We start from the raw sequence: 17473 nt of genomic DNA on the forward strand, positions 1-17473 counted from the left end.
GCCTGGTTTGTTTGTCCTGTCAGAACGCCGTTTTTATTGCTTTCCCTTTCAGTAATTTCCTTACCCAGTAACGATTCGGATGCATCGCTGCCAGCGTGTCGGCATCCAGCGGGATCGGCTCGCCACAGAGTTCTGCCGCCAGCACTTCTGCACCCAGCGGGCCGCTGCACAACCCGCGTGAACCCAGTGCACCCAATACAAACAAGCCTTTATGCACCGGCGCTGCCTGTGCGGTCTCTTTGTGCTGGGCGAGATCGGCATATTGCGCCAGCGTTTGCGCATAATCGGGCAGGGGACCAAACATTGGCAGGTGGTCGCGAGAGGCGCAACGCACGCCGCTGCGGGATTCTCCGGCGCTGATGTCCACTTCTTTCGGCCACTCCGCCTCTGGCAGGCAGCGAATCAACCGCTCGCGGTTTTCCTGCTGGTCCGCTTCGCGGTAGTCGGTTGAAGTGTCCGCACGGTGATAGCTGGCACCAATACAGTGATGCTGATTGTGTGGGTTAGCAGGCGTCAGGTAGCCGTCATAACACAGCACCTGCTTTAGCTGGCTTAAGCCTGGCGTGGTGGGAATATGGCTGACCTGGCCGCTGACGGCATAGGCGGGGAGCATTTCGCTCTGGGTAAAGGACGCCAGGGTGTGCCCGGTGGCCAGCACCACATTCCGATGCTGCTGCGCTGGCTGGTCACGGAACTGTAACTGCCAGCCATCCGCTTCAGGCCGCATTTCCGTCAGCGTATGTTGCCAGTGGATCTGCAACCCCTGCTGCGATGCCAGTTCAAACAGCGCCGGGGTCAGTTGCCCAGGAGAAAGCCAGCCGCCCAGCGGATAGCTTATTCCGCCGCAGCCCGTTACCACGCCAGACAAGGCTTCCGCTTCGGCCTGCGACACTTCGCGGGCGATCTCTTCAGGCAAGCCCATGCTTAGCAGTTTGGCAATCTTCTCGCGGCTTTTTTCATCCCAACCCAGCTGCGTGACGCCGCACCAGTCGTGATCAAAAGCGACCGGCAGGCTGTCGTAAAGCCGGCGGGCAAAGGTGAACGCCAGTGGGAAGAAGGTGGCTAACGCCGGATCGTGCTGATTGAGCAGGGGATAGAGCACGCCCTGACGATTCCCGGACGCGCCTTCGGCGGCCCGGGCATCCGCGCAGTATAAGGTGACCTTTTTGCCGCGACGTAACAGCGCCAGCGCCAGTAGCGCGCTGGCAATGCCGCCGCCAATAATGGCGATATCATCGCCTTCAGCAGCCGGACGCGCGTACCACGGCATGTTTGCGTGAGGGGAGGTTAACGCGTCCATTGAACCGCAAAGCATTTCGCGTTTGGGGCCAAAGCCTTTGCTGCGAATAACGTTAAATCCCGCATCTCTCAGACCGCGACGAACAAAGCCCGCGGCGGTAAAGGTGGCAAAGGTGCCGCCCTGGCGGGCCAGTTTCGCCATGCAGGCAAACAGCTCTGGTGTCCACATATCGGGATTTTTAGACGGCGCAAAGCCATCCAGGAACCAGGCATCGACCTGATGCTGCAGGCTGTCATCAAAAGTGTGGATCAGCTGGTTAATATCGCCAAACCACAGATCCAGCGTGATGCGGCCGCCGTCCAACAGCAAACGGTGACAGCCTGGCAACGCTTGCGGCCACTGTTGGCAAAGTTCCGCCGCGTAGTCGGCCAGTTCCGGCCAGACGGCCAGCGAGCTGGCGAGATCTGTCACGTTTAAAGGATATTTCTCACTGCTGATGAAGTGTAAACGCTGTAATTTAGCCTCGGGATGCGTTTCCCGGAAGCGATCGAACGCCTGCCAAAGGGTCAAAAAGTTCAGACCAGTCCCAAAACCTGTCTCAGCAACAATAAATAAATCGCGCGAATGTTGAGCAAATCGATCGGGTATTTGGTTGCCACCGAGGAACACATGGCGGGTCTCTTCCAGACCATTTTCATTGGAGAAGTAGACGTCGCCAAACGCTCGGGATACAGGTGTACCCTGTTCATTCCAGCTTAATTCGGCATACTCGATCGGGGTCGTTTTCAAGGGGGAAGCTCGGTTATCAGGCGGTGCCGCGATTGTAACGGTGTGAGCTGGCCCACGCAAATTTACAAAAGTTAAGCGCTGATCGGACTTGTTCGGCGTACAACTGTAAGCTAAAGTGCCTGTCGAATCCTAATATAAGTAGTGAATGAGGTATTGAATGAAACGTGCAGTGATTACTGGCTTGGGTATCGTTTCCAGCATTGGTAATAACCAAGAGGAAGTCCTGGCATCTCTGCGTGAGGGTCGCTCAGGCATCACCTTCTCCCAGGAGCTGAAAGATTCCGGCATGCGTAGTCACGTCTGGGGTAACGTCAAACTGTCCAAAGACGAAATCTCAGCTCTCATCGATCGCAAAGTATTGCGTTTCATGAGCGATGCGTCCATTTATGCTTACATCTCCATGCTGGAAGCAGTGAAAGATTCCGGCCTGACCGCAGAGCAGTACCAGAACAACCCACGTGTGGGTCTGGTTGCCGGTTCCGGTGGCGGTTCCCCTTACAACCAGGCTGCCAGCGTTGATGGTATGCGTGCAAAAGGCCTGCGTGGCGTGGGTCCTTATATGGTGACCAAAGCCATGGCGTCCGGCGTTTCTGCCTGCCTGGCAACCCCGTTCAAAATTCACGGTGTGAACTACTCCATCAGCTCCGCTTGTGCGACCTCCGCTCACTGTATCGGTAACGCGGTTGAGCAGATCCAGCTGGGCAAACAGGATGTGGTATTTGCTGGCGGCGGCGAAGAGCTGTGCTGGGAAATGTCCTGTGAGTTCGACGCGATGGGCGCACTGTCCACCAAGTACAACGAAACCCCGGAAAAAGCCTCCCGTACTTACGATACCAGCCGTGACGGCTTCGTTATCGCTGGCGGTGGCGGTATGGTGGTGGTTGAAGAACTGGAACACGCGCTGGCTCGCGGTGCTCACATCTATGCAGAAGTGGTTGGCTACGGCGCGACTTCTGACGGTGCTGACATGGTTGCCCCATCAGGCGAAGGCGCAATGCGCTGTATGCGTCTGGCAATGGCCGATGTCGATACCCCAATCGACTACCTGAACACCCACGGTACCTCTACGCCAGTGGGCGATGTGAAGGAACTGGGCGCAATCTGCGAAGTGTTTAGCGAGAACATGCCTGCCATGTCCGCGACCAAAGCAATGACGGGTCACTCTCTGGGCGCCGCCGGCGTGCAGGAAGCCATTTACTCTCTGCTGATGCTGGAACACGGCTTTATCGCGCCAAGCATCAACATTGATGAGCTGGACCCCGCGGCGAAAGGTCTGAACATCGTGACCAAGCCAACCGAGCAGAAGCTGAAGACCGTTATGTCTAACAGCTTTGGCTTCGGCGGGACGAACGCCACCCTGGTGATGCGTAAGCTCGACTAAGTTTCAGGGGGCGAAATTTCGCCCCCTGTCTTTCCCTTCAGCGTTCTCTCTGTTCCATCGGCCGCAATCGCTTCGGCAAGCCGGCAACCACCAAATCGTAAGATTCCTCTACCAATTGCCGTACCAGGCCTTCGCTAATTTGTTCGTCAGGATAAATCGAGATCCAGTGACGTTTATTCATATGGTAAGCCGCATGAATGCTGTCGTAGATCGCCCGCTGTAACAGTGCGTTTTCGGGATCGCACTTCAGATTCACAATCCGCTCGCCGCGAACTTGTGCCAGTAAGGCAAACATCTTGCCGCGCACCTTATACACCTCATATTCCGGGCCGAACGGGTAGCAAAGCTCGGCGGCAGGCAGGGTGCGGGCGACGTCGGCCGCCAGTTGCTGAATCTGTTTTCCGTCCATTGTATGGCTCCATCGCGGGGATTTCTGTTCAGCAGGCTAGCATAACCGCACCCTCCGGCTCACCCCGATTTTATTCTTGCTCCCGCAGCACCTTGCCGACATTTCCCGCAGGATGCACCGCCAGCAGCGTTTCCCGGCTGTAGCCACTTTGCGTCATTAACACCGCTATCATCGCGTCAAACACCGCCAGCACGCTGATTATCGAGGTGGTGGCCAGCATATTCAGCGGGTCAATTTCCTGGGTTTCTGGCATCAGTAACAGCCGGTCTGCCGCCTGCGCAATGGCTGAACCGGCGTTTTCAGTGACGCTGACCAGCGTGCAGCCTTTACTTTTTACCGTCGGCAATAAGCGGGTTAACTCATCCGAATTGCCGCCGCGCGACAGCATAATCAGCACATCGCTGGCACGCAGAAAACCGATATCACCGTGCGCCGCATCGGCAGCGCTAAGCCAGGTGGCGGGACGCTCTACGCAGGAAAGCATATGGGCGATCTTTCTGGCGGCAATGCCCGAGGTGCCAATCCCGGTGACCGCAATTTTCCCCTCGCAGCGGGCCAGCGTGTTGAGTACCGCCAGCCACTGCTGACGGTCGAGCTGGCTTTCCAGCGTGGTTAGCGCATCGCGATAGGTCTGCCAGCCAGAGGTGGCCTGTGACCAGGCGTCGATTTGCTCCATCAGGCCTCCTGCATCATCTGGCGGTACTTCATATGGTCGTGATACATCTCGCGGAACACCTGATATTTGCGGTCGTAGTAATGTTTGATCTCATTGGTTTGCGGCGTGACGGTTTTGCCAATGCGGCTCATGGCATTCATCGCTTCCGGCAGGGATTCATACACCCCGGCGGCCACGGTGCCCATCATCGCGCTGCCCAACAGCATCGCTTCACTCTCTTCCGGTAGCAGCATCGCACAGCCGGTGGCGTTGGCATGTTCCTGCACGAAGATCGGGTTTTTGGTGCCGCCGCCGCTGGCCATAATGGTATCGATGCTGTAGCCGGTCTGGTTCATGGTTTCGATGATATGGCGGGCACCCAGCGCAATCGCCTGAATGGTCGCCAGGTAGTGCAGCGCCATATCTTCCGGCGTGCGCGAGAGTTTCAGCCCGGTCAGGATGCCGGTCAGATTCGGGTTCGCGCGCGGTGAGCGGTTACCGTGGAAATAGGGCAGCATATGGATATCGCGGGTCAGAAAGGCAATCTTTTCGGGCTCGCCGGCCATTTTGCGCAGCAGGTCGTTAAGGACTTCATAGATGGTTTTGCCCTGCGCCTTTCCCTGATCGCGCAGCGTGGCATAGCAGGGGTGAGACTGGATCATATGGTCAATCAGCGCGCCGGTGGCCGACTGGCCGCCTTCGTTCAGCCATAAGTCGGGCAGAATGGCGGAGAAGTAGGGGCCCCAGACGCCTTTAATAAAGCGCGGCTCTTTTGAGATGGCCATATGGCCGGTGGAGGTGCCGCCTATCAGCGCGATGCGCCGGTCAAAGTCAGCATGTTCCCCTGACGCGCCCGCCGCACCCAGCGTGCCGAGGCTGCCCGCATGGGCATCAATGATCGACACGCTCACCGCCGTGCCGGGCAGCAGGCCCATTTCGCTGGCGGCGCGCTGCGTCAGGCCGTGTCCCAACGGTTCACCCATGGTTTTTACATCGCGACCAATTTTCGCCGCGTCATGCTCAAGCAAATCTTCCAGCCCAATCTGGCGGAAATAGCTCTCATCCCAGCGGTTCTCATGACCCATATAAGTCCATTTGCACACCAGCGAGCACAACGAACGCGTCTCGTCCTGAGTGGCCCGCCAGGTGAGGAAGTCGGGCAGGTCAAATAAATGGCCGATGTTCTGCCAGCTGTTGGGCATATGCTGTTTCAGCCACAGCAGCTTTGGCGTTTGCATTTCGGGTGAAATCACCCCACCAACATAGTCCAGCACCCGGTGCTGCGTGGCGTTAATGCGCTCGGCCTGCGAAATGGCGCGGTGATCCATCCACACGATAATATTCTGCTCGCTGCGGCCCGACGGACTGACCGTCAGCGGTTTGCCTTCTTTATCCAGCACCACCAGTGAACAGGTGGCATCAAAGCCGATGCCTTTAATCTGTACCGGATTGATGTTGCTTTGATTGACGGCATCGCGCACCGCCTGGCACACTGCCTGCCAGATATTGTCTGACGACTGCTCGACAAAATCGGCCTGCGGGCGAAACAGCGCAATTTCCCGGCTGGCCTGGCCCATCATCCGGCCCTTAAGGTCGAAAATTCCCGCACGTGCGCTGCCGGTCCCTACATCCACACCCAGATAATAACTTGTCATTGTTAGCCTCGACCGTCAGGTTCTGCGATTCTGTAACGCAATAAACAGGATAAGCACACCGCCCCAAAGCGCCATCGTCAGATAGCTGCTCACGCCGAGCAGATTGAGTCCGCTTTCCAGCATTTGTAAGACGATCAGCGCCAGCACCATGCCAATCACCCGGCCAAATCCGCCGTCGGGATTTACCCCACCCAGCACCGAGGCCAGAATGGTCACCAGCAGCCAGGACTCGCCGTAGCCTGCCTTTGCCGAGTTGAACATCGACATCATCAGCAGCGCCGCGCCCCAGCTCAGCAGGGCAGAGAAGATATACACCGTGATTTGCACCCGCGCGGTGTTGATGCCGCTGAAGCGGGTGGCCTGTTCGTTAGAACCCAGCAGATAAATACTGCGGCCCAGCGTGGTCTGCTCCAGCAGAACCCACAGCGCAAAGGCCACCAGCAGGAACAGCAGCAGAGCTAAAGGTACGCCAAACACCTCGCCATTGCCGAGGAACTGAATCAGCGGTGGGAAGCCGGAAATCACCGCGCCGTTGGAGAGCAGGATATTCAACCCGGCGATCAGCGTCATGGTGCCGAGCGTGGCCAGAATCGGCGACACCCCAATCACCGCGATCAGCAGACCATTCAGCGTGCCGATCAGCACCGCCAGCAGCGCACCGGCGATGAGCGCCAGCAGCAGAAACAGCGGCTGACCGGGATGGGCAACGATGATCGCGCCCATCAGCAGGGAACAGGCGTTGGCGCTGGCGATAATCGACAGGTTGATGCCGCCGGTCAGCATGGTCAGCCCCATACCCAGCGCCAGTAAGCCTAAAACGGGCAGTTGGGTGGCGATCGACTGGAAGTTGCCCGCGCTGAAGAACCGACCACCCAGCGTCAGCGAGAACAGCGCCAGCACAATGACAATCATCAGCAGCTGCAGGCGAATAATCCGGTCGCCCGGAAGGATTTTGATTATGGCGTTCATTTCATATCCCCTTCGCCAGTTTGCGTTTTTCATTCCACGCGGTGGCGCTGATGCTGACCAGAATAATCAGCCCGCTAAACACCATATGCCAGTAAGAGGAGACGGCGAGCAGCGTCAGGCCATTTTGCAAGAAGGCCAGCAACAGCACCCCCAGCAGCGTGCCGAATAATGAGCCGCGGCCGCCGGTCATGCTGGTGCCGCCGAGAACCACGGCGGCCAGCACCGTGAGTTCATAGCCGACCAGCGAATTGGGCGCGACTGACTGGGTGGTCTGCGCCTGAACGATGGCGGCAACACCGGCCAGCAGTCCCATATAGCCGTAGACGTAAAAGTGCAGCGTCAGAAGGTTCATTCCCAGACGGGAAGCGGATTCGCGGTTGCCGCCCATCGCATAAATCTGCCGCCCAAGCCGGGTATAGCGCATCAGCACGCCGGTCAGCACAAACACCGCCAGCAGGCATAAAAGCGGCAGCGTCAGCCCGTATTCATAGCCATCGGCGGCAGTGAAAGAGAACCAGCTGATGCCGTTCATAAACCACTCGGGGAAACCGTACAGCCAGGTGCCGTCGGTAAACCACACCAGCAGGCCATAGAACAGGTTGAGCGTGGCAATAGTGATGATGATCGCCGGAACGCGTAAGAAGTAGACCAGCGCGCCATTGATCAGCCCCAGCAGCAGCCCGCACCCCATGGCAATCGCGAAGATCGTCACGAAGTTGCCGCCGTGCGCCAGCAGGGTGCTGGCCATCGCGTACTGCGCAATCGCGGTCATGGCCGGGAAGGAAATGTCGATCCCGCCGGCGATCAGCACCACAAACAGGCCACAGGCCAGAATACCGAGGATGGCATAGCTGGTGGCAACATCGGTCAGGTTACCGAGCGTTAAAAACTCGCTGGAGCGCAGGCTGAGGCCCGCAGCCAGCAGCAGGATCAGCATCCCCAGCCAGAACTCATGGTGGCCGATCAGATGTCGTAATTTGTTATTCATTGACCACCCCGGCAATCTCGTCTTCCTGGCACTGGTGCGGCGCAAAACTGGCGACCAGTTCGCCTTTCCGCATCACCAGTACGCGATGGCTGTTGTAATACGCTTCCGGGATCTCATCGCAAATCATCAACACGGCCATGCCGGATTCGGCAAGATCGCGGGCAATCCGGTAGATCCCTTCTTTATTGGCGATATCGACGCCGACCGTGGGCGAGTCAAGGATCAGCACTTTCGGATTGGTCGCCACCCATTTGGCGATGGCCACGCGCTGCGCATTGCCGCCGGACAGGGTTTGCACCGGCAGCTGGCTGTCCGACACCTTGATGTTCAGTTCGCGGATCAGGGTGGCGACCTGATGACGAGCCTTTTTCTGGTCCATCAGCCCGGCACGGTTATGCAGCCGGTTAAAAATCGGCACCAGCATGTTGTCGAAAATAGATTGCTGCATCACCAGCCCCTGGGTTTGCCGGTCTTCGGAAACATAGGCAATGCCGTGGCGGATCGCATCCCGGTTGCTGCGCAGGCTGACCGGCTGGCCCTCAACGCTGATTTCGCCACTGTCCGGCTGGGTCATGCCAAACAGGGACAGGCACAGCTCGGTGCGTCCGGCCCCGAGCAGGCCAACAATTGAGGTGATTTCCCCCCGGCGCAGGCTCAGATTGATCGACTGATACTGACCTTTGCGCGACAGGTTGCGCACTTCCAGCAGGGGCGTTTCGCTCTTATCGGCCCGTTCAGGCAGATGGCTGAAGGCGAAGCGTTGCCCGGTCATCAGGAACGCCAGTTCGTCGCTGTTCAGCTCGCTGGCCGGGAAGGTTCCCACCAGTTTGCCGTCGCGCATCACGCTGATGCGGTCCGCCACTTCCATCACTTCATCCAGCTTATGGCTGACAAACACTACGCAAATCCCGGCCGCTTTCAGCTCGTTGACCACCCGCAGCAGGCCATTGACTTCATGCCGCGTCAGGGAAGCGGTGGGTTCATCCATGATCACCAGGCTGGCATCCGCGGCCAGCGCGCGACAAATCGCCACCAGCTGACGATCGGCAATCGACAGCTTCTCGACTTTGCGGTCCGGATCGAGCGTGACGCCAATGCGTTGCAGGGTATCGACCGCCAGTTTGCGCATTGCCGCTCTTTTTACCCAGAAGCCACCGCCGGGCAGATAGCGATGCACGGCGATATTCTCTGCCACCGTCAGATTGGGAAACAGCGACAGATCCTGATAAATCACCTGCACCCCGTAAAAGGCCGACAGGGAAGGGCTGAGATGGTTGAAGAGCTTGCCATTGATGCCAATGTGCGAGCCTTTATCGGGCTGATACACGCCGGAAATCACTTTAATCAGCGTGCTTTTCCCGCAGCCGTTTTGTCCGGCCAGGCAGTGCACTTCGCCCTTATTCAGCTTCAGGCTGACGTTATCCAGCGCCTGGACGCCAGGAAAGGATTTGCTGATATGGTCGAGAGAGAGAAAGGTTTGCGACATAGAATTTACTCACCGTAGGGACTGTTGCCGCAGGCGGCCCGCTTGCCGGTCACCGATGTGACCGGCCGGGCCCAGCCATCAGAATCCGAGCGTTTTGGCGTTATCTTTGGTCACTTCCAGAATGCGGTTAAAGCGGATTACATGGGTTTGCATGTCCACATCGGCTTTACCGAGGCCATCGATAGTCAGGTCAGGCGTGACCTGTTTGCCATCCAGAATCTGGTCGGCCAGACTCACCAGCGCAAAGCCGGCATCTTTCGGGTCCCACAGCAGCGCTTTTTTGATGTCGCCAGACGCCAGGTACGGTGCGGCCTGCGCTGGCATCGCGATACCCACGACGGCAATTTTGTTTTTCGCCCGTTTGCTTTTCACCGCCTGACCGGCACCAATCGGGCCGAGCGAGCCAAAGCCGATGATCCCTTTCAGGTCAGGGTAGGTGCGCATCAGATCGAGGGTGGTAGCGTAGGATTTATCAATACTCTCCGCCACCGGCAGGCGGGAAGTGACTTCATGCATATCCGGGTATTTCTGTTTCTGGTATTTGATGGCGGCGTCAGCCCAGGCGTTATGCAGCGGCACGGTCAGCGATCCAACATAAATCGCGTAACCGCCTTTGCCGCCCATCGCGCTGGCCAGCTCATCCATGTTCTTTTCGGCATATTTCTGGCTGTCGATGGTTTCCACATCCCACTGACCAATTGGCTGATCCGGAGATTCATGGGTCAACACCACGATGCCCTGATCGCGGGCCTTCTTCAGCACCGGCTCCAGCACCCTGGCATCGTTTGGCACCACGATAATGGCATCGACTTTTTTGGCGATCAGATCTTCAATCACCTTGACCTGCTGCGCCGGATCGGGCGTTGAACCGCCGACCTGATAGGCATTGACGTCAAGCTTGGTGGCGGCTTCTTTCACACCCACTTCCATGCGGGTAAACCAGGGAATGCCGGTGACTTTCGCCACCACGGCGATATCATGTTTTTCAGCTGAGAAGGAGGGTGTTGTAAACAGCATGCAGGCAGAAACCACACATGCATTGAGTAATGCGACGTTGAATTTCATAGCAATACCTTATTGTAGGGCGCGGACTTTCCGCTTTAGTTACCCGCCAGGCGCGAGCTTATAGTGGTCAGATATGGCGTTAGCCACCGGAGCAAGATAGCAAGCAATTTTCAGGACTCCGGCAGCCAGCTGAGGGAAGTGTGATCGCTGACTTTTTTAGTTAAAAAAGAGGGTAAATAAAGTTAAATATTTGTTAATAAATTATAAGCGTTGGATTTATACGTCAAAATAATGTTTTAATTTTGTTAAATTAAGGTGATTTTATAGCTTTCCATTAACAATTTGCGGGCAGTGCTGATAGCCTGATTCAAAAATGGCCAACTTTTGGCGTCCGTGCGCATTTGATATGCAGGAATTGTGAGTATCTTCGCAGTTGAAAGGCAAATTAGCCCACGATTGGCTCAATTTCCCGGTAATTTCCGACGTAATTCGCTTACAACCGTCCCGTTTACAAACGTTGACGGTTGGCGGACTTTCCTCCACACTTTCCACTCAAGATTACTCCCCTCAACGTCGCCACGATGTTGCGTAAGCGTCTAACGTCAAACAACGCGCCCCTGGCATTGCTCCGGCAATGGCACTTTTGGGCGCGTCTGAACCGGCGAGCCCTTACGTAAAACAAGGACAACCATGTCGACAACACTCTCTGAACGCTCAGCCAAGCCAGCCACCTCGCTGGCGAGCATCTCTTTTGCCGTATTCCTCACCTATCTGACCGCCGGCCTCGCCTTGCCGGTGATCCCGCTGTTCGTGCATCAGGAGTTGGGACTGAATAACGTGATGGTCGGGGTTGCGGTCGGTATTCAGTTTTTTGCGACCTTACTGACGCGCGGCTATGCCGGCAGGCTGGCGGATCAGCGCGGTGCCAAACGCTCGGTATTACAGGGCATGCTCGCCTGTACGCTGGTAGGACTGGCCTATGTGCTGGCGGCGGTACTGCCGTTGCCGGTGATGGGTAAGTTTGCGCTGCTGGTGGTAGGGCGTTTACTGCTGGGCTTTGGTGAAAGCCAGTTGCTGACCGGCAACCTGACCTGGGGAATGGGGCTGGTTGGCCCGAAACGTTCCGGCCAGGTGATGTCGTGGAATGGCATGGCGATCTATGGCGCGCTGGCGGCGGGCGCCCCGTTGGGCCTGATGCTGCATGACAAATGGGGCTTTATGGCGATGGGGATTGCCACCATGATCCTGCCCGTTGTTGCGCTGCTGTTTAACGTTTGGGTGAAGCCGGTGCCCACCCATGGCGGCGAGCGTCCTTCGTTGTGGACGGTGGTGGGGCAAATCCTCTCTCCAGGCTTTGGGCTGGCGTTGCAGGGCGTGGGCTTTGCGGTGATCGGCACCTTTACCTCGCTCTATTTCGCCAGCCAGCAGTGGGGGAACGCCGGTTTTGCTTTGACCGCATTTGGTCTTTCGTTCGTGCTGGTGCGCATTCTGTTTGGCTGGATGCCGGACCGCCTTGGTGGTTTGAAAGTGGCGCTGATTTCACTGACGGTGGAAGCGATTGGCCTGCTGGTGTTGGGCTTATCCACCTCGGCGTGGATGGCGTTGCTGGGTGCGGCGCTGACCGGTAGCGGCTGCTCGCTGGTGTTCCCTTCACTGGGCGTGGAGGTGGTTAAGCGCGTTGCGCCACAGGTGCGTGGCACGGCGCTGGGCGGATTTTCAGCCTTTCAGGATATCGCTTACGGTGCCAGCGGCCCGTTAACCGGTCTGCTGGCCACCTCGATGGGCTACGGATCGGTGTATCTGGCCGGCGCCGTCTGTGCGGTATTGGGCATTGCAATAACGCTGAATTTTGCCCGCAATCAATAACGCAGCTTCGACAGTTTCTCTACCGCCTGAATAATCTCTGCCCGCTGCAGGGCAGAGAAGCCTAATATCCATCCTTCCTGCTGCGCGTGACCGGAATATAACGGCGACAGGCGCGGCAGGATGATCCCACGTTGCAACGCCTCCTCAGTCAGTCGCGCTTCTCCGCCTTTCGGCAGCGTCACCGCCAGCTGCAGTCCGCTGCTGTGGCTTAGCGGCACCAGGTTATCGCCCAGCTTGCTGGCTAATTGCTCCAGTAATAATGCTCTGCGGCTGGCGTAGAGCTTGCGCATCAGCCGCAGGTGCGCCTGAAAATGGCCGTTATTGATAAAATCGGCGGTGACGGCCTGCATCAGTTGGGCACTGTGGCCGTCCATCACGCTGCGCAGCTTAGACAGCGGATCAACCAGCGAAGGCGGCACCACCAGATACGCCAGCCGCAGTGAAGGGAACAGCACTTTAGAGAACGTGCCGAGATACAGCACCCGGTTGCTGTCATCCAGCCCTTGTAGCGCAGGCATCGGCTGATCCTGGTAATAAAATTCGCTGTCGTAATCGTCCTCCAGCAACCAGCAGCCTTCGCGGCGGGCAAAAGCCAGCCACTGCAGGCGGCGCTGGAGCGTCATCGCCACGCCGGTGGGATACTGATGAGACGGGGTCAGATACACCAGTTTTGCGGCATTTTTATCGGGGATGGATGCCCCTTCTTCATCCAGCGGCATCGGGATAACGTTAGCGCCGGCGCTGATAAAAGCATTCCGGGCACCGCTGTAGCCGGGCTCCTCCAGCCAGACGGTATCACCCGCATCGCACAATAGCAGCGCCAGCATTTGCAGCGCCTGCTGGGAGCTGGTGAGGATCATCACCTGCTCCGGTTCGCAGCGCACGCCGCGTGACTGCGCAAGGTAGCGGGCCACCGCGTGCTGCAGCAGCGGCAAACCCTGCGGATGACCATAGCGCATCATCTCTTCCGGCGTATGCCGCAGGCGCTGACCCACCAGCCTGCGCCAGATGGCATGAGGAAAGGCGTGCAGGTCAGGTGAACCGGCGGCAAACGCCTGCGGGAAAAGCGGATCCTGGCAACCGCCGGTGGCCACGATGCGGTTGCCACGAATGGAAAGCGGTGCGGCCGTCGGCTCAGGCGGTTTTTTGCGTGGGGAATGGTCTGCCAGACTCACCGCCACGAAGGTGCCTTTTCCGGTCTGGCGTTGCAGATAGCCTTCACTTTCAAGCTGTGCGTAAGCCGCCTCGACCGTGATGCGGGACAGCGCCAAATCACTTGCCAGCAGCCGGGAGGAGGGCAGGCGCTCGCCACTGGTCAACATGCCGCTTCGGATCAGCTGGCGCAAGGTGGTGCAAAGCTTTTCCCGTTTGGTCTGGGCCTGTAACGAGTCGAACAGCTGAATAATGGCAACCGTGGCCTGCGGCATAATGGTCTTATCCTCACCTCTGAATGGGTACTATTACTAAGGCCCATTCATCGTATCATCAGCATTCACCCACTGCTCAGGAGTTAGCATGTCTCAATCAGCCGTTTTACAGTTTCCACCACCCTCCGCAGCAATTAGCGAGGCGTGGCTCAGGGATAAGCTGGCGTATTACGCCGATGCCTGGGATCTGGCGCAGGATTTAGCGCGCGGCATCAGCGACATCGTGGTGCTGGATATGCGTTCCGCTGAACAGTATCAGGCCGGGCATATCTGCGGTGCTGTCAGCTTTCCACACCGCACGATGACGGCGGAAACCTTGTCACAACTGAACAGCGACAACGTGTACGTCACCTATTGTGATGGCATTGGCTGCAACGGAACGACCAGGGGGGCGTGGAAGCTGGCGGCGGCGGGATTTCGGGTGAAAGAGTTAATCGGCGGGCTGGATTTCTGGCTGCGTGACCGGCATCCGGTCACGCAGGGAGAAGCCGCAGGCGAATGGCCTGCGCAGACAATGCCTGAAAATTGCGGCTGCTAAGGCCTAGAGGAAAATCCACATCAGGAAAACAATTAGCACCAGCACCGCAAAGGCGGTGAAGACCGGCCGGTTGACCAGCGGCTGCAGCACCGGTGGCAGGTTGCCAGACAGCGGAGCGACAATCGGCTGAGGGTTGATTTCGCTGTCCGGCAGCAGCTGTTCGCGCAGGCGTTCCGCACGACGGGCAAACAGCAGGTTCATCAGATCCTGCGCCTGCGAGGTGGTCAGCACCGCCAGCGGTGGCTGCTGGAAACGTTGCTGGCTGGCATCTTCCAGCAGGCGTTGCTCGGCATGGTCCGGCGGCACTTTCAGCGAGGCTAACAGCATCGGTAAGGTCGGGGCCGGATGCTGGCTCAGCGTCTGACTGGCCTGCAGGTATTGCGTCAGCAGCGGATACAGGCGCGAAGGGATAGGATCGCCGCTGTGCAGGTTCACCATCTTCATCGCGGATGCCCACAGCTTAACCGGCTGTTCGCCGGTGGCGGCAGCCAGGCGGGAAATATGCTGATTGAGGGTGTGATGCTCCGCCGGAAGCAGGGTGCGATCTGACACGCGACTCTGCTGCGGTTGAGGAATGGCCATCTGGCCGTTCTGCAACATGGTCAGCACCTGGCGCAGTTGGTCCGGGTTCAGCGAGCTGAGTACCGTGTGGCCAAACTGCTGGCGGATAAAGTCACTGACCGCCTGGCGGTTATTTCCCTGCGGTAGCAGATCGGTCAACTGCTGGAACAGCTGGCGGGTCGCATGGGTGTTCTGTACCTGCGACAGGCGCGTGTTGAGAAACTGCTCTGCCGCCGGGAAATGGCGCGACAGCAACCCCGCATCGTTTTTCACCCCCACCTCGTGGCGCATTCCGGCCCACAGTTCAGGCGACTTCAGCGAACTCAGCGACATGATTTTGACGATCAGCCTTTCCAGCGTGGTGCGCTGTGCGGGTGATAAGGGTTGATCTCCCGGGCCTGGGCGGGTGGTGCCAGGTTTGGCATCGACCGTCGTCCGGTCGCCGGGGATCGGCGCACCGGGGCCGCTAAGAGGTTGCATGACAAAATCCTTCACTGAAAGGTCAACATCCGGGGCACGCCGGAGAAAGTATGATTGGCTATGATAACAATCCCGCCCGGTGATAGGTAGTGGCGAGGGCGTGGCAGCGGGAAATAATTTATCGGCACAAGTGAAAGAAAAGGCCGGAAATCTCCGGCCTTAATGATTCACTCAGCGACGGTCGGGCTTAGGGGGATTACCTGCTCATTCTGCCTTGCGCAAAACGGGGTCGCTCGCTACGGTTTTCTTCAGCCGTAGCGGGGTGCGAAGACGCTGTGCCAGGATCACGCCCAGCAGGGTGATGCCACCGCCGATATAGTGATAACTGTGCAGCTGCTCATGCAGGAACAGCACGGCGATAATGGCGGTAAAAATCGGCGCCAGATTCATAAAGATGGTCGCGGTGTTGGCACCCATCCGCATCACACCGTGGATCCACAGGAACGGCGCGAGGATTGAGGCGAACAGACCGGCAAACAGCACCAGCGGAACATTGTGCAGGTTAAGCGAAACGTCCTTCGCCATCAGGAAGTTCGGTAACAGCATCAGCACGCCAAACAAAATCTGCACATACAGACTCTGCCAGTTGGGCAGTGGGATCGCCCAGCGCCTGGTCAGCACGCCGTACAGCGCATAAGAGGTCGAGGCGGCGAACATCATCAGCTCGCCCTGGCCCATGCCGTGCGACAGCAGCTGTTGCGGATGCCCCTGGCTGACCAACCACACCAGACCGCCAAACGACAGCAGGCTGCCGATAACAATCCCTACCGTTGGCGCCACCCGCAGCAGCACAATGCTGATTAACACCGTTAACAGCGGGATCAGCGCATTGAGGATGCCCATAAACAGCGCGGTCACGCTGTGCGCGGCGTAATAGGCCAGGCTCTGATACAGCACCATGCCCAGCAGGCCGAGGACCAACAGTTTCCCCCACACCTTGAGGATCTGCTGACGGTTACGCCAGACGGAAGGCAGCACAAAGGGCGTCAGGGTCAGCAACGCCAGCAGCCAGCGATAGAAGGAGATCGCCGCAGGATCGATCGCGCCAGCGGACACTTTGCTGACGATGGCATTCACTGACCAGATCAGCACGGCCAGCAGGGGAAACAGAAAATTCATTGGTAAAACCCGATTGGGAAGGAAGTGGAAACAGTGTACGCTTGTCACATTAAAGACAGATAGTGAATATCGGACAATAACTGTTACTGACCGGACAGAATGAACGCGCAAATTACCTATACCGCCCCGCTGGATGCCAGCAGCCTGCACTATTTCTTACGTTATGAGCAGGCCAACGCCAATACCGAATATTTGCCGCATACGCACGTTTGGGGACAGGTGATTTTTGTCCAGAGCAACGTTCTGCAAATGCAGGTGGCGGGACAACGCCTGCTGACGCCGACCGCGATCCCTATCTGGATCCCGCCAGGGGTTGAACACACCAGCTACAACCCCAAACAATCCTTCTTCTATACCTTTAACGTGGCGGCTGAATTCTGCGCCGGTCTGTCCAAAAGTGCCTGTCTGCTCAACGTCAGCCCGATCGTGAAGGCGATCATGCAGGACTTCGCGCAGCGGGACGTCACGGTGCCAGCCACGGAAGAAGATCGGCGGCTGTGCGGGGTGCTGATGGATCAGCTCAAGCTGGCGGAAGAGCAGGAGAGTTATCTGCCCACCTCCGACGATAAAATTCTCTCGCCGGTGCTGCTGGCGTTAGAGCAGGATCCGGCGGATAACACCACGCTGGCGGAGTGGGCCTCGCGCGTTTTCACCACCGAGCGCACGCTCTCGCGGCGCTGCCAGGCACAGTTGGGGATGTCATTTAGCGAATGGCGGCAACGTCTGCGTTTTTTGCATGCCATCTCGCTGCTTGAGCAGGGCAAAACGGTGCAGGAGACGGCACTGGATCTGGGCTACAACTCCGCCTCAGCATTGATTGTCATGTTTCAGCAGCAGTCTGGCACCACCCCGGAGCGCTATCGAAGCCGCGCGTTGCAGCCTTTTACACGGACAACATCCTAATC

At 57.9% G+C, this 17473-nt stretch carries 15 protein-coding genes; 4 read left to right on the forward strand and 11 right to left on the reverse strand.

All coding sequences use genetic code 11. The features are described 5' to 3' along the window. Positions 1-19: 19 nt before the first annotated feature. Entirely contained in the window at positions 20-2029 is a 2010-nt protein-coding gene (gene mnmC / locus AC1UKS_RS06715; RefSeq protein ID WP_482436174.1) for a bifunctional tRNA (5-methylaminomethyl-2-thiouridine)(34)-methyltransferase MnmC2/FAD-dependent 5-carboxymethylaminomethyl-2-thiouridine(34) oxidoreductase MnmC1, read from the reverse strand. A 157-nt stretch (positions 2030-2186) separates the two neighbouring features. Here mnmC and fabB point away from each other — a divergent pair, with 157 nt between their 5' ends. Then, positions 2187-3410, forward strand: coding sequence for a beta-ketoacyl-ACP synthase I (fabB, locus tag AC1UKS_RS06720; protein ID WP_013203143.1), 1224 nt, complete (start codon positions 2187-2189; stop codon positions 3408-3410). A gap of 37 nt (positions 3411-3447) precedes the next feature. Here the strand turns inward: fabB and AC1UKS_RS06725 are convergent, their stop codons facing one another. The 7 genes from AC1UKS_RS06725 to AC1UKS_RS06755 form a co-directional block, all read right to left on the reverse strand. Then, on the reverse strand, positions 3448-3819 hold the full coding sequence (locus tag AC1UKS_RS06725; RefSeq protein WP_482436175.1) for an MmcQ/YjbR family DNA-binding protein: 372 nt from the start codon (positions 3817-3819) through the stop codon (positions 3448-3450). Positions 3820-3889: 70 nt separating this feature from the next. Then, positions 3890-4495, reverse strand: a complete 606-nt coding sequence (locus AC1UKS_RS06730) for a KpsF/GutQ family sugar-phosphate isomerase (protein WP_265911151.1) — start codon at positions 4493-4495, stop codon at positions 3890-3892. Beyond that, positions 4495-6129, reverse strand: coding sequence for an FGGY-family carbohydrate kinase (locus tag AC1UKS_RS06735; protein ID WP_053144343.1), 1635 nt, complete (start codon positions 6127-6129; stop codon positions 4495-4497). The genes AC1UKS_RS06730 and AC1UKS_RS06735 overlap by 1 nt, the downstream gene beginning before the upstream one ends. 15 nt (positions 6130-6144) lie before the next feature. Next, entirely contained in the window at positions 6145-7098 is a 954-nt protein-coding gene (locus AC1UKS_RS06740) for an ABC transporter permease (RefSeq protein ID WP_265911150.1), read from the reverse strand. Between the two features lies 1 nt (position 7099). Next, on the reverse strand, positions 7100-8086 hold the full coding sequence (locus AC1UKS_RS06745) for an ABC transporter permease (protein ID WP_482436176.1): 987 nt from the start codon (positions 8084-8086) through the stop codon (positions 7100-7102). Next, on the reverse strand, positions 8079-9572 hold the full coding sequence (locus tag AC1UKS_RS06750) for a sugar ABC transporter ATP-binding protein (RefSeq protein WP_482436177.1): 1494 nt from the start codon (positions 9570-9572) through the stop codon (positions 8079-8081). The genes AC1UKS_RS06745 and AC1UKS_RS06750 overlap by 8 nt, the downstream gene beginning before the upstream one ends. A 78-nt stretch (positions 9573-9650) precedes the next feature. Beyond that, positions 9651-10637: a substrate-binding domain-containing protein gene (locus tag AC1UKS_RS06755; protein ID WP_482436178.1), complete on the reverse strand. Its 987-nt coding sequence runs from the start codon at positions 10635-10637 to the stop codon at positions 9651-9653. A gap of 630 nt (positions 10638-11267) precedes the next feature. Here AC1UKS_RS06755 and AC1UKS_RS06760 point away from each other — a divergent pair. After that, positions 11268-12443 carry an arabinose transporter gene (locus AC1UKS_RS06760; protein ID WP_482436179.1) on the forward strand — a complete coding sequence of 392 codons (1176 nt, stop codon included), beginning with the start codon at positions 11268-11270 and terminating at the stop codon, positions 12441-12443. Here the strand turns inward: AC1UKS_RS06760 and pdxR are convergent. Next, positions 12437-13870, reverse strand: coding sequence for a MocR-like pyridoxine biosynthesis transcription factor PdxR (gene pdxR / locus AC1UKS_RS06765; protein WP_482436180.1), 1434 nt, complete (start codon positions 13868-13870; stop codon positions 12437-12439). The genes AC1UKS_RS06760 and pdxR overlap by 7 nt on opposite strands. A gap of 88 nt (positions 13871-13958) precedes the next feature. On the opposite strand from pdxR, the gene AC1UKS_RS06770 reads away from it, so the two are divergent. Beyond that, positions 13959-14408: a rhodanese-like domain-containing protein gene (locus AC1UKS_RS06770; protein ID WP_482436181.1), complete on the forward strand. Its 450-nt coding sequence runs from the start codon at positions 13959-13961 to the stop codon at positions 14406-14408. Between the two features lie 3 nt (positions 14409-14411). Here the strand turns inward: AC1UKS_RS06770 and flk are convergent, their stop codons facing one another. Next, positions 14412-15449 (reverse strand): flagella biosynthesis regulator Flk, encoded by a 1038-nt coding sequence (gene flk / locus AC1UKS_RS06775; RefSeq protein ID WP_482436182.1) that lies wholly within the window; start codon positions 15447-15449, stop codon positions 14412-14414. Positions 15450-15653: 204 nt separating this feature from the next. After that, positions 15654-16568, reverse strand: a complete 915-nt coding sequence (locus AC1UKS_RS06780; protein WP_265911144.1) for a DMT family transporter — start codon at positions 16566-16568, stop codon at positions 15654-15656. A gap of 99 nt (positions 16569-16667) precedes the next feature. Here AC1UKS_RS06780 and AC1UKS_RS06785 point away from each other — a divergent pair, with 99 nt between their 5' ends. Further along, entirely contained in the window at positions 16668-17471 is an 804-nt protein-coding gene (locus AC1UKS_RS06785) for an AraC family transcriptional regulator (protein ID WP_482436183.1), read from the forward strand. The last annotated feature ends 2 nt before the right edge of the window (positions 17472-17473 follow it).

This window comes from Erwinia sp. AK-PDG3-5, assembly GCF_056821705.1.